Here is an 18,546-nt window from a genome sequence, read left to right on the forward strand (position 1 = left end):
GGGAAACACGATGGCAAAAGAGAAAGTCGAAAAAGACGCGCATCCTCTGGCCGACGTGCACGGCGCACGCGAACTGCCTTCGGTCGTGGTCGAGGGCTACAGCCTCCAGTTGCACGACAAGGACGGCTTCATCGGCGACCAGGCCAGCCAGACCGCCTTCAGGGAACTGCTGGAACGCTGGCGCCGCCGTCGCCGAAAGAAGGGAAACGACCCGCTGGGCGGTCTTCATTCCAGGGAGATGAGCAAGAAGATGCTCGACCAGGCGCTCGGCGAAAAGGCGTCCGAGGCGGCGGACGTGGTCCACGCGGTCATCGAGGAATTCGCGGAAGAACTGGCCTCGGTGATCGATCGCTTCATGCGCCAGCCGTCATGGAAAGGTGTCGAGCGCGTCGTCATCGGCGGCGGCTTCCCCGAAAGTGACGTCGGAGAGCGGGCGATCCTGCAGGCAGCGGCCATGTTGCAGGAGATGAATCAGTCGGTGCAATTGGGGCGCATCAGCCATGCGACAGACGATGGCGGCCTGCTCGGTTGGGTGCACCTCGTGCCGCCGCCGCTGCTGAAGCGCCGCGACGCCATCCTGGCGCTGGACATCGGCGGCACCAATGTGCGCTGCGGCATCGTCAAGACGCGGATCAGACGTTCGCCCGACCTCTCGCACGCCAAAGTGATCCACCGCGAAAAATGGCGCCATGCCGACGATGGCCCGAGCCGCAAGGCGCTGGTCGACCGGCTCGCGAAAATGCTTGAAAAGCAGATCCGCCATTGCAAGAAGAAAGGCATCCGACTCGCGCCGTTCGTCGGCATCGGTTGCCCCGGGCTGATTCGCAAGGACGGATCGATTTCACGCGGTGCGCAGAACCTCCCCGGCGACTGGGAGAGCGAAAACTTCCATCTGCCGAGCGAGCTGTGCAAGAGGCTCCCGCTCATCGACGGCGACCCCACCGTCGCGCTGATGCACAACGACGCGGTCGTCCAGGGGCTGAGCGAGTTGCCCTTCATGCAGGACGTGAAGCGCTGGGCCGTCCTGACCATCGGCACCGGGCTTGGCAACGCGAGCTACACCAACAAGGCCAGCAAGGCCGACAAGGCGACCGCAAAGCGTTGAAGCGGCCGCGCCCTCAGGCGAGTTCGCGCCCAAAGAATCGCACGGTGCGATCCCACGCACGCTGTGCCCACACGGCGTCGTATTGCGTGATCGGAATGCGCCCCGGGCCTTGGGCGTCTTCATTGGCAAAGGCGTGCTGCGCCTGGTAGCGATGGCCTTCATAGCGCACGCCCGCGCCACGCAGTTTCTCTTCGAGCGCGTCGGCACCCGCGATGGCAAAGGCCGCATCCTGCGTGGCCCAGTGCGCCATCACCGGTGCGGAGATCTTCGATGCATCGACGTACTCCAGCGGCGGATACCCGTACCACACGACGATGGCGTCGGCTTCAGGTGCCATCGTCGAGGCCAGCACCGTCAACGCGCCGCCCATGCAGAAACCGGTGACGCCCACTTTGCCGCCGCGCGCCTTCAGGAACTGCACCGCGCCGCGCACATCTTGCGAGGCCGCGTCGGCGAAGTTCAAGCCGTCCATCAGGTGATGGGCTTCCTCGGCCTCGACGGTGGATTTCCCGCGATAGAGGTCGGGCACCAGGGCCGTGAAGCCGGCCCTGGCAAAGCGTTCGGCCACGCCCCGGATCTGGTCGTTCAAACCCCACCATTCCTGGATCACCACCACCGAGCCGAAGGTCTTGTCGGCCTCCGCGAGATACCCTTGAACGGCGCCGCCGTCCGGACGGTTGAACTGGACAAGCTTTCCCATGCATCTCTCCTGAAGTGTTCGAGATCGAGAAGGCGAGTATCTGACAAGGCGGCGTCGTCGGCACGCCGGCCGGCGAGTTCGATCAGAGCTGGAAGGCGATGGTGAGGAGGAGGCCTTCGGCCAAGTCACGCAGGATGCCGGGTCGGCGCGCGCGATAGTTCTCGCCGGCGGAGGCTGTCGTTTCGATCCACTGCGCGAGCCAGTCGACCTGGTCATGGCCGTAGAACACCACGGCTGCCTCGTGGTTGATCAGCAGGCTGCGCAAGTCGAGATTGATGGAACCGCACATCGCGAGATCCTCGTCCACGACCACCGCCTTGGCGTGCGCCATGAACGGCAGCATCCGGAATGTCACCCCCGCGCGCGCGAGGTCGCGCATCGCGCGTGCCCGGACGAAGTCGGCCAGGCGGTGGTTCGAATGCGCTGGAATCGCGATCGTCACCTGCACACCGCGCCGCGCGGCCAGACGCAGCGCGTCGCGCAGGCCGTCGCCGGGCACGAAGTAAGGCGTGATGGCCAGCAAGCGTTGTTCGGCGCGAAAGCAGGCGTCAACCAGCAGCGCATGTGCCGTGTCCTCGGTCTGGTCGGGGCCGCTCGGCAGGAACTGCGCGAGGTTGCCCTCGGCCGGCTTGTCCACGGCGGCCGCAGCGCGCGCCTTGCGCTTGCGCACCGACGACCAGTCATGGTCGAACTGCCGCGCTGCCGCGGCGGCCACGCTGCCCCGGAGATCGAAGGACAGATCGCGCCATGCGACCGGGTGCTCGTCGTTGCCGGTGAAGTATTCGCCGGCGAGGTTGCGGCCGCCCGACCAGAGCCAGCCGTCGTCCGCAATCGTGACCTTGCGGTGGTTGCGCAGATTGCGCGGACCGGTACGACGCAGGCTGAAGATCGGGCGGAACACGGCAACTTCGGCACCCGCTTCGCGGAGCGTGTCGAAGTGCGAGCGCGGCAGCGAAAGGGCGCCGAAGCCGTCGAGCAGCACGCGCACCGCCACGCCTTCGCGCGCACGCCGCGACAACCTGTTGATGACCTCGTGGCCCAGCGCGTCGTCGCCGATGATGAACGTGCCCACATCGAGCCGCGTCCGCGCGCCTTCGATCACAGCGAAGAGCGCGTCGCGTGCGGCCGCGCCGTCGGAATGGAAGTGAATCTCGCAGGGGCCGGGCGGCGCCAGGCCGAAGCTCTCGATCAGATCGGCAGCCCAATGTCCCGTCGGACCCGTGCGCGGCGGCCGCGGCGACCCTGGCGGCCGCAGCTTGCGCTGGCCGAACAGCAGGTACATCGGCAGGATGATGTAGGGCATCAGCGCGAATCCCATGACCCACGCGATCGCTGTCGAGGGCGCCCGCTGTTCGCGCCGGGCGCGCGTGGTCAGCACATAGACAAGCAGCGCAATCGTGACGACAAGCAAATGCTGCGACGGCGAGGGCAGCCAGTCGAGCAGGTCGTCGATCTGGTTCACGTGCGGAGGTGCGACTGCAGGAATGCAGGGACCGGACGCCCCTGCGATGCGAGGAAGCGCATCATGGCGCCGACCACTTCGCGCACCGCCGGCCGTGCGCCGACGCGATCGCGCCAGGCCACCAGCCGTGGTGTGGAGGAGGTCATGCCTGCGCCCTTGCGGTCCGCAAATACGTGCGCCATGTAGAAGGCGATGTCGGCGTATGAATAAGGGCCGGCGAGGTAGTCGCGGCCTTCGAGCAGCAGGTCCAGTTCCTTGCCGAAGCGATCGCAAGCGGCACAGGCCGCCACGGCCGCAGGACTCTGCATGTCGTTCTGCAGGCCGAAGAGCTTCACCACCTGAGGAAAGAAGACCTCGTCCGACTTGAGCTCGAGCTGCCGTGCTCGGGCGCGCGCTGCGACGCCGGCGGGCCATAGAGGAGGATCGGGAACAAGGTCTTCGAGGTATTCGAAGATCTGCGTCGAATCGAACAGCTCGACCTCGCCGTCGATCAGCACCGGCACCTGTCGCTTGGGATTGACCCGAAGCACCTCGGGGTGCCTGGGCTCGTAGTTGTCGTCCCGATCGAAGGGCACCATGATGCATTCGAACGCGAGCCCCTTTTCAAGGGCCGCGATCTGCGCCTTGGCGCCGAACATGCTGAGGGGACCGGTGAAGAGCTTCATGGACATGACGCTACTTCACCACGGTTACGCCTTCAGGTCGAGCCCCAGACCTCTTGCGCAGTCTCGACGACCAGGCGCAGCTTGGCGCGCTGGGCTTCCACCGCGATGTTGTTGCCATGCACCGTGCTCGAGAAACCGCATTGCGGCGACAGGGCGAGCTGGTCGAGCGAGACGTACTTGGCGGCGGCCTCGATGCGGCTCTTGAGTTCGTCCTTGTCCTCCATTTCGCCGAACTTGGTGGTCACCAGGCCGAGCACGACGGTCTTGCCCTTGGGCAGGAAGCGCAGCGGACGGAAGTCGCCCGAACGCGCGTCGTCGTACTCGAGGAAGTAGGCGTCGAGGTCCATTTCCTTGAGCAGTGCCTCGGCCACCGGCTCGTAATTGCCGGCCGCGGCGTGCGTGCTCTTGAAGTTGCCGCGGCACAGATGCATCGCCAGCGTCATGCCGGCGGGCTTCTGCGCCACCACCTTGTTGATGAAGGCGGCGTAGCGGTGCGGCAGTTCGTTCGGGTCGTCGCCGCGCTGGCGGGCGGCTTCGCGCATCCTCTCGTCGCAGAGATAGGCGAGGTTGGTGTCGTCCATCTGGACATAGGTGCAACCGGCTTCGGCCAGCGAGCGCAGCTCGTCGCCGTAGGCCTTCGCGACATCGTCGTAGAAGGTCGGGTCGAGTTCGGGGTAGGCCTCCTTGCTGATACCGGCGCGGCCGCCGCGGAAGTGCAGCATCGTGGGCGAGGGGATCGTGACCTTGGGCGTGTTGCCGGCCGACACCTGGCTCTTGAGGTACTGGAAGTCCGCCAGCTGGATGTTCTTGGCGTGGCGCACCTTGTCGATGACGCGCATCACCGGCGGGGCCAATTCCTCGGTGCCATCGGGCTTGCGGATGGTGACCGGGATGTCGGTCTTCACGCCGCCGAGCTGTTCGAGGAAGTCGATGTGGAAATAGGTGCGGCGGAACTCGCCGTCCGTGATGCTCTTGAGGCCGATGTCTTCCTGGAACTTGACGATCTCGGTGATCGCCTTGTCTTCGACCTTGCGAAGCTGCTCGGGCGTGATCTCGCCGTTGGCTTTCTGCTCGCGCGCCTCGAGCAGGTATTTGGGGCGCAGGAAGCTGCCGACGTGGTCGTATCGGGCAGGCAGTTGGGCATGCTGTGACATGGGGATTGGCTCCGTCGAAATCTGGAATAGAACGGTCGATCGTATCCGCACAGGGCAGGGGGAGAGCGGATACATGGGCATGAGTGTTTACCCTCGATTCAGGGCAGAGGACCGAAATTGTTGGTATTCATGTATACAGTCCGTATCCTGTGAGCACCCCCGCATTTCCAGTAAGCACCCATGCCGCTTCGGTCGCAACCGGCTTGAGCGTCGAACCGGTCGAAGCCGGCGGCTCGCAGGCGGTGAAGGCCCAGTTGCGGTTGCGCGAGATGGTGCTGGCGGGTGAATTGCCCGGTGGTGCACGCATCGCCGAAGTGGCGATCTCTGAAATGCTCGGCGTGTCGCGGACGCCGGTGCGCAGCGCGCTGATGCGTCTCGAACAAGAGGGCTTGCTGGAAGCGCTGCCCAACGGCGGTTATGCCGTCCGGACCTTTTCGGAGCGCGACGTGGCCGATGCGATCGAACTGCGCGGCACGCTCGAAGGCCTGTCGGCCCGGCTTGCAGCGGAGCGCGGCGTGTCGCCGGTGGTGTTGCGCGAGGCGCGCGCCTGCCTCAAACGCATCGATGAACTGTTGCGCGAGCCCGCGCTGGACGATGCGGCGTTCTCACGTTACGTGGCCTTCAACGAGGAATTCCATCGCCTGCTGTCCGAACTCTCGGCCAGTCCGTTGATTGCGTTGCAAACCGAACGCGTGACCAACTTGCCTTTCGCATCGCCTTCCGCCTTCGTCGTCGTGCAGGCGAACGCACCCGCCGCGCGCGACATGCTTCTCGTTGCGCAGGACCAGCATTGGCAAGTGCTCGACGCGATCGAGAATCGCGAGGGATCCCGCGCCGAGGCGCTGATGCGCGAGCACAGCCGCATCGCGCAGCGCAACCTCCGCGAAGCGCTGCACGGCGTGCAGGCCCATCCCCTGCCGGGCGTGAATCTCATCCGCCGACGAAACTGAACATGCCCGTCAACACAACGAATCCTGGATACCTCGCCTCGTTCTCAAGTCATTGCGCGATGATCGCGCGCCGTATTCTCTGATCGCGCAGAAATCCATCGCTTCATTGGCAAGCTAGGTGTTTGCCGACGCCCCGGCGCGCTTGCATCTCGTCACAATACCCCCCGTTTCACCATTTCAGCACCTACCGAAAAAGGAGAGCTCCATGCTTCGTCGCCATCTCGTCAAGGCTGCCAGTCTGACTGCCATCGCGCTGGCCATGCCGTTGGCTTACGCCGCGGACAACACGTTCAAGATCGGCCTGATCCTTCCGATGACGGGTCAGCAAGCTTCCACCGGTCGCCAGATCGAGGCGGCAGCGCGCCTCTACATGGCGCAGAACGGCGACACCGTGGCGGGCAAGAAAGTCGAGTTGATCGTCAAGGACGACACCGGCCTGCCCGATGTCACCAAGCGCCTGGCGCAGGAATTGGTGGTCAACGACAAGGTCGACGTGCTCGCCGGCATGGGCATCACGCCGTCCGCGCTGGCGGTCGCACCGATCGCCACGCAGTCGAAGACGCCGCTGGTCGTGATGGCGGCCGCCACGTCGAGCATCACCGAAGCTTCGCCGTACGTCGTGCGCTCGAGCTTCACGCTGCCGCAGGTGTCGGTGGCAATGGGCGACTGGGCGCCCAAGAACGGCATCAAGACGGTCGTCACACTGGTCTCCGACTATGGCCCCGGCAACGACGCCGAGAAGTACTTCAAGGAGCGCTTCCAACTCAACGGCGGCAAGGTGCTCGATTCGCTGCGCGTGCCGCTGCGCAACCCGGACTTCGCGCCGTTCCTGCAGAAGGTGCGCGACGCCAAGCCTGACGCGCTGTTCGTCTTCGTGCCCTCGGGTGCGGGCTCGGCCGTGATGAAGCAGTTCCTCGAACGCGGCATGGACAAGGCCGGCATCAAGCTGATCGCCACCGGCGACGTGACGGACGACGATCAACTCAACGACATGGGCGACGGCGCGCTGGGCGTCGTCACCTCGCACCACTACTCGGCAGCCCATCCGTCGGCGATGAACAAGAAGTTCGTCGAAGCCTTCGAGAAGGCCAACAAGAACATGCGCCCGAACTTCATGGCGGTCGGCGGCTACGACGGCATGCACGTCATCTATGACGCCCTCAAGACCACGAAGGGCCAGGGCGGCGGCGAGGCATTGCTCGCGGCAATGAAGGGCCAGGTCTTCGAAAGCCCGCGCGGCCAGGTGCTCATCGACGCCCAGACCCGCGACATCGTGCAGGACGTGTACCTGCGCAAGGTCGAGAAGAAGGACGGCCAGCTCTACAACGTCGAGTTCGACGTCATCAAGGGCGTGAAAGACCCCGGCAAGACCAAGCAGTGATTCACCACCAGCCATTGACCGACATTGACGCAAAGATCCCACCAAGCGTCTGCCGTGGAACACCGCGGAACCGGCTTAGCCGGGCCGCTGGTGTTGCCCCCGGCAGGGGGTGGGCGCCCGACACGAAGTGCGGGCAACCTGGGGGCGAGCCTTGCTAACCATTCTCTTTGACGGCATCGCCTACGGCATGCTGCTGTTCGTGCTCGCGGTCGGGCTGGCCGTGACGCTCGGGCTGATGAACTTCATCAACCTTGCGCATGGCGCCTTCGCCATGGCCGGCGGCTACCTCACGGTGTTCGCCATGCAGCAGCTGGGCGTGCCCTTCCTCCTTTGCCTGCCGCTGGCGTTCGTGGTGGTGGGCGCCGCGGGCGCGCTGCTCGAGCGCACGCTCTACCGGCCGATGTATGGAAAGCCGCACCTGGACCAGGTGATGTTCTCGATCGGGCTTGCGTTCATGGCGGTTGCAGCAATCGACTACTTCGTCGGCTCCTCGCAGCAGAACATTCACCTGCCCGAATGGCTGCGAGGCCGCAGCGAAATCGGTGACGGCGCATTGCTGCTGGGCATGGGCCACTACCGGATCTTCATCATCGCGGTGTGCGCGGTGCTGACGGTGGTGCTTCAGCTCATCTTGACGAAGACGCGCTTCGGCAGCCGGCTTCGTGCAGCGGTCGACGATCCGCGCGTGGCGGCCGGCATGGGCATCAATGTCAACGTCGTGTTTCTGCTGACCTTCGCGGTCGGCTCCGGCCTTGCAGGCCTGGGAGGAGCGCTGGGCGCCGAGATCCTGGGGCTCGATCCGACCTTTCCGCTGAAGTACATGATCTACTTCCTCATCGTGGTGTCCGTCGGCGGCACCTCATCGATTACCGGGCCGCTCCTGGCCGCCCTGCTGCTCGGCATTGCCGACGTGGCCGGCAAGTACTTCATTCCGAAGATGGGCGCATTCACGGTTTACCTGTTGATGATCTTCATCCTGATGTGGCGGCCGCAGGGCCTGTTCACGCGCAAGGGAGCGCGCTGACATGGATTTCCAGCAACCGCTGCTGCGCAAGGCGCGCTGGCGTCCGTGGGAGTTCGCAGTCTGGGCCGTGGCGTTCGTGCTGCCGCTCTTGCTGCCCTCGCGCGCGCTCATGATCAACGAGATCGCGATCGTCGCGCTATTCGCGATGTCGCTCGATCTCATCCTCGGCTATACCGGCATCGTCTCGCTGGGGCATGCGGGCTTCTTCGGCTTGGGTGCCTATACGGCGGCGCTCTTCGCCAAATATGTGATGCCCGATCCGACCGTGGGCCTCTTGGTGGCGATCGTGATGTGCGCCATCGTCGGTGCGCTGGCCAGCGTCACCATCCTGCGCGGCACCGACCTGACCCGCCTGATGGTGACGCTCGGCACGGCGTTGCTGCTGCTCGAGCTTGCCAACAAGCTCGACTGGCTCACGGGGGGCGCCGACGGCTTGCAGGGCGTGGTGATGGGGCCGGTGCTTGGTCTCTTCGACTTCGATCTGTTCGGCCGCACGGCCGCGTGGTATTCGATGACTGTGCTGCTGCTGCTCTTCCTGCTGATGCGGCGACTGGTCCATTCGCCCTTCGGCGCCACGCTCATGGCTGTGCGCGACAACCGTCTGCGCGCCATGGCGATCGGCATCCCTGTCGTCTCCCGGCTGGCCGTGATCTACACGGTCGCCGCCGCGGTGGCCGGCGCGGCGGGCGCGTTGCTCGCTCAGACCACCGGCTTTGCGTCGCTCGACGTGCTCTCGTTCGACCGCTCGGCCGATGTGCTGCTGATGCTGGTGATCGGCGGAGTGGGCTGGCTCTATGGCGGCGTCGTGGGCGCGATCGTGTTCAAGCTGTTGCAGGACACGCTCTCCACCGTCACGCCGCAATACTGGATGTTCTGGATCGGCCTGATCCTGGTGCTGATGGTACTGGTTGGCCGTGAGCGGCTGTTCAAGCCCTGGACATGGTTTGACGCCCGCGGGGGAGCCAGGTCATGAGCGATACCGTGAAAGACATCGTCCTATCTGCGACCGGCCTCGTGATGCGCTTCGGCGGCATCACGGCCACCAACAACGTCACGCTGAATCTGCGGCGCGGCGCGCGACACGCGCTGATCGGACCGAACGGCGCCGGCAAGACAACGCTGATCAATCTGCTGACCGGGGTGCTCACGCCCACCGAGGGCCGCATCGTGCTCGAAGGCGAGGACATCACGCGTCTCGCGCCGCACCGCCGTGTGGCACGCGGGATGGTGCGTACCTTCCAGATCAACCAGTTGTTCGATTCGATGACGCCGCTGGAGACGCTCGCGCTGGTGGTCTCGCAGCACACGGGCGCGGGCACCGATTGGTGGCGGCCGCTTGGCACATCGAAGCAGGTGGCCGAACGGGCAGGGCAACTGCTGGAGCAGTTCCGGTTGGCCGATGTGGCCCGGCAGCAGACGAAGCATCTTGCGTACGGCAAGCGCCGGTTGCTGGAAATCGCCGTCGCGCTGGCCTGCGAGCCGCGCGTTCTGCTGCTTGACGAACCTGTGGCTGGCGTGCCGGCGGGCGAGCGCGAAGAACTGCTCGAAACGGTCGCCGCGTTGCCTGCGGATGTCTCGGTTCTTCTCATCGAACACGACATGGACCTGGTCTTCAGTTTTGCCGATCGAATGACTGTGCTGGTCAACGGCACGCTGCTGACCGAAGGCGACCCCGACACGATCGCCAACGACCCGAAGGTGAAAGAGGTCTACCTGGGTCATGGAGCCGAGCATGTCTGAGTTGCTGCGCATTGAAAACCTGAGCGCCGGCTATGGCGAGGCAGTCGTGCTGCACGACATCAATCTCGCGATCGGAGAAGGCCAGACGCTCGCGCTGCTGGGCCGCAACGGCACCGGCAAGACCACGTTGATCAACACCCTGGCCGGCGCCACGCGCCAGCACGGCGGCAGCATCACGCTTGGCGGCGTGGCGCTCCACAAGCTTTCGTCGCACCAGCGCGCCGCAGCGGGCATCGGCTGGGTGCCGCAGGAGCGCAACATCTTCAAGTCGCTCACGGTGGACGAGAACCTCACCGCCGTGGCGCGACCGGGCAAGTGGAATCCCAAGCGCGTGTACGAGATGTTCCCTCGGCTGGCCGAGCGCAAGGGCAACCTGGGGACCCAGTTGTCGGGCGGGGAGCAACAGATGCTGGCCGTTGGACGCGCTCTCGTGGTGAACCCTGCGCTGCTGCTGCTCGACGAGCCGCTCGAAGGGCTGGCGCCCATCATCGTGGAAGAACTGCTGCGCGCCATTCGCCGCATCACGCAGGGCGAAGGACTGTCGGCGATCATCGTCGAGCAGCATCCCCAGGCAATCCTCGCGATTTCCGACGAAGCAGTGGTGCTGGACCACGGCACCGTCGTCCATGCCGACAACGCGGCCACGCTGCGCACGCAGCCCGAAGTGTTGGAGCGGCTGCTGGGGGTTTCGCGCTAGCCACGCTAACCCCCAGCCTCGCCCACTTTCGGGCCTACACTGGCGGGCCGTAATCCCGTTCGGTTGATAGGAGATCTGCTCATGGCTTCCATTCGACGCGAGATGCAGGTGGAGGCAGGCGCCGACGCCATCTGGGACGCTGTTCGTGATGTCGGCGAAATTCACCGCAGGTTGGTGCCGGGCTTCGTGATGGACTGTCGCTTGGAGGCCGACGCACGGATCGTCACTTTCGCCAACGGCATCGTGGCGCGCGAGGTGATCGTCGATGTCGACAATGCGGCGCGGCGCATCGTTTGGTCTGCCACTGGCGGCCGGCTCACGCATCACAACGCCTCGCTGCAAGTGTTCGCCGAGGACGCCGTGCACAGCCGCCTTGTCTGGATCGCCGACCTGCTGCCGCACGCAATGGCGCAGCCGATCGGCGCCATGATCGACGAGGGTATGCGCGCGATGAAGCACACCCTCGAGGCTCAGGCCTGAAGACGAGCTGAGGCGCTCAGTACCCAGCGGTAAAGCGGCGCCGCGAGTGCTTGGGTGATTCGACCTCGTCAGCCATCGCAATGGCGTAGTCCTCCATCGAGATCCAGCTCTTGCCGTTTGCATCCGTCAACAGCGCGTCGCCGCCGAGGCGGAATTTGCCCGTGCGCTCGCCGGGCGCGAACAGCGCGGAGGGCGAAAGAAACGTCCAGTCCAGCTCCTTCTCGCCACGCAGCGCGTTGAGGAGCCTGCCGCCTGCGCTGGCCTCCGGTTTGTAGGCCTCCGGAAAATTCGGCGTATCGATCAAGGCCTTGCCCGGCGCGACTTCCAGGCTGCCCGCGCCGCCGACGACCAGCAAGCGCGGCACGCCGGCCTTCTTTGTGGCGGCGATGAGTGTGGCGGCGTCGCTGCCGCCGACAAAGCGGGTCGCGCTGATCACCGCGTCGTGTCCGCGAAGAAGCGGGACCAGCGCGTCGAGCGACGTGGCATCCGCCGTCTTCACGGTGAGTCCGGCATGTTGCGGCACGCTTTCCGCTTTGCGGGCGATCCCGGTGACCGTGTGGCCGCGTTGAAGCAGTTCGTTGGCGATGCGCGAGCCGGCGTGGCCGGAGATACCGAGGACGGCAATCTTGCTCATGATGTGGCCTTTGTGGCGGTTGAAGAGGAAGTCGATTCGGCGATGAGGGTTCGCAGTTGCGTCGCCCAGGCGTCGGGCTTGCCGAGATAGCGGCCGGCGTCCAGCGCGAGGAGCCGGCCGGCCGGCAATTCGAGCGCGAAGGTCGGAAACCCCTGCCCGCCGGCCCTTGCGAGCCAGCGGCGGCTGTCGGCGATGTGGCGCTGGGTGGCTTCGCCAGACAGGTAGTCGAAGGCTTCCGCGAACGCCGCGGGGTCCAGCCCGATCTCCGTCGCAAGGTCTTGCAGCACGACCGAGTCGGCGATGCGGCGACCCTCCACGTAGTGGGCGCGTTGCACCCTCCGGATCATGTCGAGCCCGCGACCGGCCTCGGCCTGCGCCGCCAGGATGGCGGTCAGCGGTGGGGCGGAGTCCAGGAGCGCACCGCTGTCGTTCAGCAGGCCATCGAAGTAAGCCGCGCCGAAAGGCTGTCCGCTGAGGTGCGCAATCCGATGGTCGTGTGGCATCACGTAGGTGCGCCATTCGGGCGTGATCGTGCGGCGGTTGGGGCCGGTCATCATCCCGCCGCCGTGGAACTCGACCGACAGACCCGGCACGCCACGTGCGGCCTCGACCAGCGGCTCGGCGGCGTAGCACCAGCCGCAGAGAGGATCGAAAACGTAGTGAAGCGTCGCGCGTTGCTTGTTGGGATTCGGTGCTGTCATGGCGGCCATCGTATGTTTCCTGGGTCGATCGAAAAATCCCGCCAAATGGTCATCTTTGTTGCAGAATTCGATCGAATATGGATCGTGTCACTGCCGCCGAGGTCTTCGTTTCAATCGCCGAGCGCGCGAGCATGACAGCGGCGGCCGAGGCGCTCGACATGTCGCGCGCCATGGTCACGCGCTACCTTGCGCAGATGGAGGAATGGGCCGGCGCCCGGCTGCTGCATCGCACGACGCGGCGATTGAGTCTCACGGAGGCTGGCGAGGAAACGCTCGCCCGCTGCCGCCGCATGCTTGAAGTTGCCGCGGAGATGGCGGTGGCGCCAGTTTCGGAAGCCGGAACGCCTCGTGGGCTGTTGCGGGTGGCCAGTTCGCAGTCGCTTGCGCAGGAGGTGCTTGCCGCCACGGTCGCCGAATTCCTGCGTCGCTACCCGCTCGCGGCCATCGATCTTCACATCGGTCCCAGGTCGGTGAACCTGGTCGAAGAGCGCATTGACCTTGCGATCCGGATCACCAACGACCTCGATCCCAACCTGATCGCCCGGCCGCTGGGTCGTTGCGATTCCGTGATCTGCGCTGCGCCGATCTATCTGGCCGCGCACGGAAGTCCGCGCAGGGTCGAAGACCTCGCGACGCACAACTGCCTGACTTACTCCTACTTCGGCAAGAGTCTTTGGGAGTTCGATGTGGCCGGGGCGCGCATTGCCGTGCCGGTCAGCGGCAATCTCAGCGCGAACGAATCACAGGTGTTGCTTGCCGCCGCCATGGAGGGCGCGGGTATCACGATGCAGCCGGTGTACGCCGCGCGCGGGCCCATTGCGCAAGGGCGGCTGGTGGCACTTCTACCCGAAGCCGTGCCGCAGGCGCTGGGCGTCTATGGTCTCTATGGATCGAGGCGCCAGATGCCGGCGTCGCTGCGCGCGCTGCTCGACCTGCTGGTAGAGCGCTTCTCCGATCCAGGCTATTGGCCGTTCAGTCCTGTGGCCCCACGGCGCGATACAACGCGCGCACGAAATCGGACTGCGTGATCATCCCGACGAGCCGCCTTTCGCTGTCGATGATCGGGATGTGGTGGTGGCCGCCTTCGGAGAACAACGGCACCAGTTCGGCCAGCGGCCGGTCTTCGCTGGCCACGCGCACTTCGCGGGTCATGATCTGCCCCACGACCTCGGGCTTGCTCGACATCACGGTGCGCGTCGCGCGGATGAAGTCGCGCAGACGACCGCCGAGGCCTTCGTGGTGCTGCAGGTCGATGTGTTTGAAGAAATCCGCCTGGGTCACGATCCCGACCACGCGCCGGGTCCTGTCGACGACCGGCAGTGCCTTGATGCGTCGGGCGTGCATCAGCGACCAGGCTTCTTGCAGCGGTGTGCCGAATTCGATGAAAACGAGATCGCGCGACATGATGTCGACGCAATGCACCGTGTCGAGCCTTCGGTGCCACGACTCGACTTCAGTCTCGCGAATCAGCGATTCGAGATCGTCACGGCTGATGTCGAGCACCTGGTTGTAGCGCGCCAGCACGGCGTCGACGTCGGCCGAGCTGAAGCGGCTGTCCGTAGCGGGCTGACGCGGCGCGATCTGGACGTGCGGATAGCGTCGCCCCGTCAGGCTGTTGTAGAGCACACCCGCCAGCACCAGCAGCAGCGAGTTGACCATGGTCGGAAAGAGGGCGAACGAGAACTCTGTGGCGTGCGTCAACACCGCCAGCAACGCGACCGCGCCGCCCGGTGGATGGAGGCAGCGAAGCGCGAACATCAGCGAGATGGCCAGGGCAACGGCGATCGCGCCGACCCAGGCACCGTCCGGCAGCCATTGAACGCAGGCGACACCCGCCAGCGCGGCGACGGTGTTGCCGCCGATCACCGACCAGGGCTGCGCCAACGGACTGCCCGGCACCGCGTACACGAGCACGGCGCTGGCGCCCAGCGGCGCGATCAGCCACGTGCTGCCCCACGTGAGGTGAAGCATCCATTGGCACAGCAGCGCCGTGACGACCAGGCCGACCAAGGCGCCGGAAGCGGCCCGAAGGCGCTCGCGGCCATTCACGGACGTGCGCCCCGGGATCCAGGCGCGGGCAAAAGTCGACAACGCTTCGAGCCGCATGACCATCAGGCGGCTCCGCCGGCGACGAGGCGCCCGATTTCCGGCCATCGCCCGTGCAGCCAGACCCAGGCGACCAGGCCGATGCCCAGCATCAGGATGGAGGTGCCGGCCAGGGCCAGCGTCGAATGCATCACCAGCGGCGCGATCACGCCTGCGACGATTCCGTTGGCGGTCGATCCGATCACGGCTTGCAGCGAAGAGGCCATGCCGCGGCGCTCCGGGTGCAGGTCGAGCACCAGCAGCGTGACCACCGGCACCATCAGCGCCCATCCGAAGGCGAACACGGCCAGGGGCCACAACGCCCAGGCGGCATGCGGAGTGAACAAGGCGTTCGCGATCACGTTCACGACCGAAGTCGCCAGCATGATGACGAAGCCGTCGCGGATCTGCCGCTTCGGCGCCACCTTGCCGGCCATGCGTCCGCTCGCCCACGCGCCGGCCATGATGCCGCCGATGGTCAGCAGGAAGAACCAGAAGAACTGCGTGGGCGCCAGCGCGAGGTGCTCGCCAAGAAAGGCGGGCGCGGCGAGCACGTACAGGAACATGCCGTTGAAGGGCACGCCGCTCGCGAGCGCCAGCAGCAGGAAGCGCGGGTCGGAGCACAGGTCCCAATATCCGCGCAACAGATGCTTCACCTCGAAGGGCTGGCGGTGTTCAGGGTGCAGCGTCTCGGGCAGGAGCTTGTAGTTGGCGACGAACAGCACGACGCCCACTCCGACCAGGAACCAGAAAATGCTGTGCCAGCCGAGGTTCACGAACAGGAAACCGCCCACGATCGGCGCGATCGCCGGCGCGATGCCGAAATAGATCGTGACCTGGCTCATCACTTTCTGCGCTTCGGCCGGCGGAAACATGTCGCGGATCACTGCCCGCGAAACCACAATGCCGGCCCCTGTCGACAACCCCTGCAGCGCGCGGAACAGCACCAGTTGCCCGATGGTCTGCGAGAGCGCGCACCCCAGCGACGCGACCGTGAAGACGACGAGGCCCCAGAGCACCACCGGACGGCGGCCAAAACTGTCCGACAGTGCCCCGTGGAACAGGTTCATGAACGCGAAGCCGAAGAGATAAGCCGAGAGCGTCTGCTGCATCTCCACCGGCGTGGCGCCGATCGAGTGCGCGATGCCGGAGAAAGCGGGGATGTAGGTATCGATCGAGAACGGACCGAGCATGCCCAGCACCGCCAGCAGCACGGCCAGCGCCCAGCGCGGGGCCGGCCAGAGTTTGTGGGCGTCGGGGTTCATGCGCGATGTCTCCGGTCGATTCTTGGTGTTCTGAAAAAAGAAGGGCGCCCGAGGGCGCCTTCTTCTCTTGCTTGCAGCGAGTGCGAGCCTACAGGGTATCAATAAAGCTGCGCAGCTTGTCGGAACGCGACGGATGCTTGAGTTTGCGGAGTGCCTTCGCCTCGATCTGGCGGATGCGCTCACGCGTCACGTCGAACTGCTTGCCGACTTCTTCCAGCGTGTGGTCCGTCGACATCTCGATGCCGAAGCGCATGCGCAGCACCTTGGCTTCGCGCGGCGTGAGGCTGTCGAGGATGTCCTTGACCACGTCGCGCAGGCCGGCTTGCATCGCGGCCTCGATCGGCGCCGTGTTGCTGCTGTCCTCGATGAAGTCGCCCAGATGCGAATCGTCGTCGTCGCCGATGGGGGTTTCCATCGAGATCGGCTCCTTCGCGATCTTCATGATCTTGCGGATCTTGTCTTCCGGGATCTCCATCTTCGCGGCCAGGATGCCGGCGTCGGGCTCGAAGCCGAACTCCTGCAGATGCTGGCGGCTGATGCGGTTCATCTTGTTGATGGTCTCGATCATGTGCACCGGGATGCGGATGGTGCGCGCCTGGTCGGCGATCGAGCGGGTGATTGCCTGGCGAATCCACCACGTCGCGTACGTCGAGAATTTGTAGCCGCGACGGTATTCGAACTTGTCGACCGCCTTCATCAGGCCGATGTTGCCTTCCTGGATCAGGTCGAGGAACTGCAGGCCGCGGTTCGTGTACTTCTTGGCGATGGAGATCACGAGACGCAGGTTGGCCTCGATCATTTCCTTCTTGGCATCGCGCGAAGACGATTCGCCTTCGTTCATGCGCTTGTTGATGTCCTTGAGCTCGGCGAGCGGCACCACCACGCGCGATTGGATGTCAGCCAGGCGCTGCTGCAGTTCCTGCACCGGCGGGATGTTGCGCGAGAGCACGGCGCTCCAGGGCTTGCCGGCGGCAGCCTGCTTTTCGACCCACTTGAGGTTGAGCAGGTTGGATGCGACGCGATTGCCGTTCTTGTCATAGCCGCTGAAGTCGCGGATGAACTCTTCCTGCGGGAAGCCGCACTTGTCCACGATGATCCGGCGCAGTTCGCGCTCTTTCTTGCGGACGTCGTCGACCTGCGTGCGTACCAGGTCGCACAGCTTCTCGATCGTGCGGGCCGTGAAGCGAATGGTCATCAGCTCTTCGGAGAGCGAATGCTGTGCCTTCTGGTAGCCGGGCGTGCCGTAGCCTTCCTTGTCGTAGATCTTGTGGATCTTCTCGAACAGCACGGCGATGCGGTCGAAGCGCTCGAGCGCGTCGCGCTTGAGTTCCTCGAGCTTCTTGGTCAGCGCCTTGGAGCCGCCCTTGCCGTCGTCGTCGTCTTCCTCGTCGAACTCGTCAAAGTCTTCTTCGGCCACGTAGTCGTCGGCCTCGTTGGGGTTCGAGAAGCCGTCGACGATGGTCGAGATGACGACCTTGCCCTCGCGGATGTCTTCGCCCAGGCGCAGGATCTCGGCGATCGTCGCGGGCGAAGCCGAGATGGCTTCCATCATGGCCATCAGGCCGCCTTCGATGCGCTTGGCGATTTCGATTTCGCCTTCACGCGTAAGCAATTCGACCGTGCCCATTTCGCGCATGTACATGCGCACGGGGTCGGTGGTGCGGCCGAATTCGCTGTCCACCGTGGAAAGGGCGGCTTCGGCTTCTTCCTCGGCTTCCTCGACCGTGGTGGCGGTCGGGGCGGTGTTGTTCAGCAGCAGGGTTTCCGCGTCGGGCGTCTGCTCGTAGACGGCCACGCCCATGTCGTTGAGCATGGTGACCACGACTTCCATGGTCTCGGCGTCGACCAGCTTGTCGGGCAAGTGGTCGGAGATTTCACCATGGGTGAGATAGCCGCGGGTCTTGCCGAGCGTGATCAGGGTCTTGAGGCGCGAGCGGCGCTTGGCAAGGTCTTCCTCGGAAAGCACGGTCTCGTCGAGGCCGAATTCCTTCATCAAGGCGCGTTCCTTCGCCTTGCTGATCTTCATTCGCAGCGGCTTGACCTTTTCTTCGGTCGCTGCGACCGCCGGTTCTTCACCTGCCAGATCGTCCTCGATGTCGGACAAATCGATGTCGCTGGATACGGGCTCGTTGCCGGCCTTGGGCTTGCGGCCGCGTTTGGCGCCGCCGGCTGCGGCAGGCGTACCGGCTGCCTTGGGGGGGCGGCCGACCTTCTTGGCGGCGGGTTTCGGGGTGTCAGCGGTGGTGGTCGTTTTCGTGGGCACGGTTTTCACTTTCGTTGCTGCAGACGCCTTGGACGCGGCAGCGCCCGTCTTGGTTGCCGGCAGCGCGGCTTTTTTCAACGGCATTTCTGCAGCGGGCTTCTTGGCGGTAGACACGGCAGGCTTCTTTGAACTGGGCATAAGACCTCGAACAACAAGATGGACCAAGCGGAATCAAAGCGCCACAAACCCGGCGCAGGCAGGAGCACAAACAATGAGGCGACGAGGACTCGAGGTCCTCGA

Annotated in this window: 18 protein-coding genes; 9 read left to right on the plus strand and 9 right to left on the minus strand. The window is 65.1% G+C overall.

Features of this window, described 5'->3' with window-relative positions; translation table 11 throughout:
- The first annotated feature begins 10 nt into the window (after window positions 1–10).
- Window positions 11–1,105, plus strand: coding sequence for an ROK family protein (locus AC1DHL_RS07360; protein WP_478161564.1), 1,095 nt, complete (start codon window positions 11–13; stop codon window positions 1,103–1,105).
- A gap of 13 nt (window positions 1,106–1,118) precedes the next feature.
- Here the strand turns inward: AC1DHL_RS07360 and AC1DHL_RS07365 are convergent, their stop codons facing one another.
- The 4 genes from AC1DHL_RS07365 to AC1DHL_RS07380 all read right to left on the minus strand — a co-directional run bounded on the left by AC1DHL_RS07365 (window position 1,119) and on the right by AC1DHL_RS07380 (window position 5,086).
- Window positions 1,119–1,805 carry a dienelactone hydrolase family protein gene (locus AC1DHL_RS07365; protein WP_478097238.1) on the minus strand — a complete coding sequence of 229 codons (687 nt, stop codon included), beginning with the start codon at window positions 1,803–1,805 and terminating at the stop codon, window positions 1,119–1,121.
- Window positions 1,806–1,887: 82 nt separating this feature from the next.
- Window positions 1,888–3,267 carry a phospholipase D-like domain-containing protein gene (locus tag AC1DHL_RS07370; protein WP_478161565.1) on the minus strand — a complete coding sequence of 460 codons (1,380 nt, stop codon included), beginning with the start codon at window positions 3,265–3,267 and terminating at the stop codon, window positions 1,888–1,890.
- The gene (locus tag AC1DHL_RS07375) at window positions 3,264–3,932 is read right to left on the minus strand and encodes a glutathione S-transferase family protein (protein ID WP_478161703.1); all 669 of its coding nucleotides are present in this window, start codon (window positions 3,930–3,932) and stop codon (window positions 3,264–3,266) included. Before AC1DHL_RS07375 ends, AC1DHL_RS07370 begins: the two co-directional genes overlap by 4 nt.
- A 32-nt stretch (window positions 3,933–3,964) precedes the next feature.
- Window positions 3,965–5,086: a 5-methyltetrahydropteroyltriglutamate--homocysteine S-methyltransferase gene (locus AC1DHL_RS07380; protein WP_478161566.1), complete on the minus strand. Its 1,122-nt coding sequence runs from the start codon at window positions 5,084–5,086 to the stop codon at window positions 3,965–3,967.
- A 203-nt stretch (window positions 5,087–5,289) separates the two neighbouring features.
- Between AC1DHL_RS07380 and AC1DHL_RS07385 the strand changes: the two genes are divergently transcribed.
- The 7 genes from AC1DHL_RS07385 to AC1DHL_RS07415 all read left to right on the plus strand — a co-directional run bounded on the left by AC1DHL_RS07385 (window position 5,290) and on the right by AC1DHL_RS07415 (window position 11,358).
- A complete protein-coding gene (locus tag AC1DHL_RS07385; protein WP_478161567.1) occupies window positions 5,290–6,036 on the plus strand; it encodes a GntR family transcriptional regulator in 747 nt (248 codons plus the stop codon).
- Window positions 6,037–6,241: 205 nt separating this feature from the next.
- Complete coding sequence (locus tag AC1DHL_RS07390) at window positions 6,242–7,417, plus strand: ABC transporter substrate-binding protein (protein WP_478097232.1); 1,176 nt, start codon at window positions 6,242–6,244, stop codon at window positions 7,415–7,417.
- Between the two features lie 151 nt (window positions 7,418–7,568).
- Window positions 7,569–8,441: a branched-chain amino acid ABC transporter permease gene (locus AC1DHL_RS07395; RefSeq protein ID WP_478097230.1), complete on the plus strand. Its 873-nt coding sequence runs from the start codon at window positions 7,569–7,571 to the stop codon at window positions 8,439–8,441.
- Between the two features lies 1 nt (window position 8,442).
- The gene (locus AC1DHL_RS07400) at window positions 8,443–9,414 is read left to right on the plus strand and encodes a branched-chain amino acid ABC transporter permease (protein WP_478161568.1); all 972 of its coding nucleotides are present in this window, start codon (window positions 8,443–8,445) and stop codon (window positions 9,412–9,414) included.
- A gap of 8 nt (window positions 9,415–9,422) precedes the next feature.
- Window positions 9,423–10,181 carry an ABC transporter ATP-binding protein gene (locus tag AC1DHL_RS07405; protein WP_478161569.1) on the plus strand — a complete coding sequence of 253 codons (759 nt, stop codon included), beginning with the start codon at window positions 9,423–9,425 and terminating at the stop codon, window positions 10,179–10,181.
- Window positions 10,174–10,878, plus strand: coding sequence for an ABC transporter ATP-binding protein (locus tag AC1DHL_RS07410; protein WP_478097224.1), 705 nt, complete (start codon window positions 10,174–10,176; stop codon window positions 10,876–10,878). The genes AC1DHL_RS07405 and AC1DHL_RS07410 overlap by 8 nt, the downstream gene beginning before the upstream one ends.
- An 81-nt stretch (window positions 10,879–10,959) precedes the next feature.
- The gene (locus AC1DHL_RS07415) at window positions 10,960–11,358 is read left to right on the plus strand and encodes an SRPBCC family protein (RefSeq protein WP_478097222.1); all 399 of its coding nucleotides are present in this window, start codon (window positions 10,960–10,962) and stop codon (window positions 11,356–11,358) included.
- 16 nt (window positions 11,359–11,374) lie between these two features.
- Here AC1DHL_RS07415 and AC1DHL_RS07420 read toward each other — a convergent pair whose 3' ends face one another.
- Window positions 11,375–11,992 carry an NAD(P)-dependent oxidoreductase gene (locus AC1DHL_RS07420; RefSeq protein ID WP_478161570.1) on the minus strand — a complete coding sequence of 206 codons (618 nt, stop codon included), beginning with the start codon at window positions 11,990–11,992 and terminating at the stop codon, window positions 11,375–11,377.
- Window positions 11,989–12,702: a DsbA family protein gene (locus AC1DHL_RS07425; protein WP_478161571.1), complete on the minus strand. Its 714-nt coding sequence runs from the start codon at window positions 12,700–12,702 to the stop codon at window positions 11,989–11,991. The genes AC1DHL_RS07420 and AC1DHL_RS07425 overlap by 4 nt, the downstream gene beginning before the upstream one ends.
- Before the next feature lie 68 nt (window positions 12,703–12,770).
- Between AC1DHL_RS07425 and AC1DHL_RS07430 the strand changes: the two genes are divergently transcribed.
- Window positions 12,771–13,721 carry a LysR family transcriptional regulator gene (locus AC1DHL_RS07430; RefSeq protein ID WP_478097216.1) on the plus strand — a complete coding sequence of 317 codons (951 nt, stop codon included), beginning with the start codon at window positions 12,771–12,773 and terminating at the stop codon, window positions 13,719–13,721.
- Here the strand turns inward: AC1DHL_RS07430 and AC1DHL_RS07435 are convergent.
- The 3 genes from AC1DHL_RS07435 to rpoD form a co-directional block, all read right to left on the minus strand.
- Window positions 13,666–14,799 (minus strand): HPP family protein, encoded by a 1,134-nt coding sequence (locus AC1DHL_RS07435; protein ID WP_478097540.1) that lies wholly within the window; start codon window positions 14,797–14,799, stop codon window positions 13,666–13,668. The two genes, AC1DHL_RS07430 and AC1DHL_RS07435, sit on opposite strands and share 56 nt — an antisense overlap.
- A gap of 5 nt (window positions 14,800–14,804) precedes the next feature.
- Window positions 14,805–16,043 carry a multidrug effflux MFS transporter gene (locus AC1DHL_RS07440; RefSeq protein ID WP_478097214.1) on the minus strand — a complete coding sequence of 413 codons (1,239 nt, stop codon included), beginning with the start codon at window positions 16,041–16,043 and terminating at the stop codon, window positions 14,805–14,807.
- An 88-nt stretch (window positions 16,044–16,131) separates the two neighbouring features.
- Window positions 16,132–18,444, minus strand: coding sequence for an RNA polymerase sigma factor RpoD (rpoD, locus tag AC1DHL_RS07445; RefSeq protein WP_478097212.1), 2,313 nt, complete (start codon window positions 18,442–18,444; stop codon window positions 16,132–16,134).
- Window positions 18,445–18,546 lie beyond the last annotated feature (102 nt).

It is taken from the genome of Variovorax sp. 10L426, assembly GCF_056395305.1.

Coding starts and splice junctions, on each gene's coding strand:
- AC1DHL_RS07415 (WP_478097222.1), top strand. CDS start 10,960: ATGGCTTCCATTCGACGCGAGATGCAGGTGGAGGCAGGCGCCGACGCC.
- AC1DHL_RS07400 (WP_478161568.1), top strand. CDS start 8,443: ATGGATTTCCAGCAACCGCTGCTGCGCAAGGCGCGCTGGCGTCCGTGG.
- AC1DHL_RS07365 (WP_478097238.1), bottom strand. CDS start 1,805: ATGGGAAAGCTTGTCCAGTTCAACCGTCCGGACGGCGGCGCCGTTCAA.
- AC1DHL_RS07430 (WP_478097216.1), top strand. CDS start 12,771: ATGGATCGTGTCACTGCCGCCGAGGTCTTCGTTTCAATCGCCGAGCGC.
- rpoD (WP_478097212.1), bottom strand. CDS start 18,444: ATGCCCAGTTCAAAGAAGCCTGCCGTGTCTACCGCCAAGAAGCCCGCT.
- AC1DHL_RS07360 (WP_478161564.1), top strand. CDS start 11: ATGGCAAAAGAGAAAGTCGAAAAAGACGCGCATCCTCTGGCCGACGTG.
- AC1DHL_RS07420 (WP_478161570.1), bottom strand. CDS start 11,992: ATGAGCAAGATTGCCGTCCTCGGTATCTCCGGCCACGCCGGCTCGCGC.
- AC1DHL_RS07425 (WP_478161571.1), bottom strand. CDS start 12,702: ATGGCCGCCATGACAGCACCGAATCCCAACAAGCAACGCGCGACGCTT.
- AC1DHL_RS07435 (WP_478097540.1), bottom strand. CDS start 14,799: ATGCGGCTCGAAGCGTTGTCGACTTTTGCCCGCGCCTGGATCCCGGGG.
- AC1DHL_RS07410 (WP_478097224.1), top strand. CDS start 10,174: ATGTCTGAGTTGCTGCGCATTGAAAACCTGAGCGCCGGCTATGGCGAG.
- AC1DHL_RS07380 (WP_478161566.1), bottom strand. CDS start 5,086: ATGTCACAGCATGCCCAACTGCCTGCCCGATACGACCACGTCGGCAGC.
- AC1DHL_RS07440 (WP_478097214.1), bottom strand. CDS start 16,043: ATGAACCCCGACGCCCACAAACTCTGGCCGGCCCCGCGCTGGGCGCTG.
- AC1DHL_RS07390 (WP_478097232.1), top strand. CDS start 6,242: ATGCTTCGTCGCCATCTCGTCAAGGCTGCCAGTCTGACTGCCATCGCG.
- AC1DHL_RS07375 (WP_478161703.1), bottom strand. CDS start 3,932: ATGAAGCTCTTCACCGGTCCCCTCAGCATGTTCGGCGCCAAGGCGCAG.